This window comes from Desulfosporosinus sp. I2 (genome assembly GCF_000960765.1).
In the GTDB taxonomy this organism is placed as follows: Bacteria; Bacillota; Desulfitobacteriia; order Desulfitobacteriales; family Desulfitobacteriaceae; genus Desulfosporosinus.
The window spans coordinates 1-516 of the sequence record NZ_JYNH01000318.1; the positions used below are offsets into that span (position 1 = coordinate 1).

Annotated in this window: 1 protein-coding gene and 1 tRNA gene; both read right to left on the minus strand. The window is 42.8% G+C overall.

The genetic code is table 11. The features are described from left to right. Nucleotides 1–222: 222 nt before the first annotated feature. A tRNA-Ala gene (locus tag UF75_RS25915) sits at nt 223–298 on the minus strand. Nucleotides 299–332: 34 nt separating this feature from the next. Continuing rightward, the coding region (locus UF75_RS29730) for a hypothetical protein (protein ID WP_207642512.1) at nt 333–516 on the minus strand (184 nt) is incomplete at its 5' end.

A 516-nucleotide genomic window follows, 5' to 3' on the forward strand; every position in this document is an offset into this window, starting at 1 on the left:
CGTTTCGAAGTGAATTCTTTCGACTTTACTAGATTTATTTCTCTATGCAGTTTTCAAAGAACAAACATCTAACAAATGCGTGGCCTGATGTGCGAAGTCGATTAACCCAATGGTTTTACCTAATTCGTCATCTTCTTGCATTTTTCTTATTGAGTCCCAAGGGTTTAAGCACAACAAAAGTCCTTTCGAACCTTCGTTATTGTACTTATACCTCGATTTAATTGGTGGAGGTAAGCGGGATCGAACCGCTGACCTCTTGAATGCCATTCAAGCGCTCTCCCAGCTGAGCTATACCCCCACAATATCGAGTTACCACTCCTGGTCTCTCAAAACTAAACAACAGCTTTTTCCAATGAGTTGCCGATCCCTCGGCTTGAGTCTTGCGACTCTTTTGATCTTTCTTCGAACTTTCGTCCGTCGAAAGAATCGACCCTTAGGATAAAACCAGAGATTCTTCGATGTCTTAGCACTCGTTTCCTTCGTGCCTCGTGTATCGAATTTCGAACCTCGATTTGG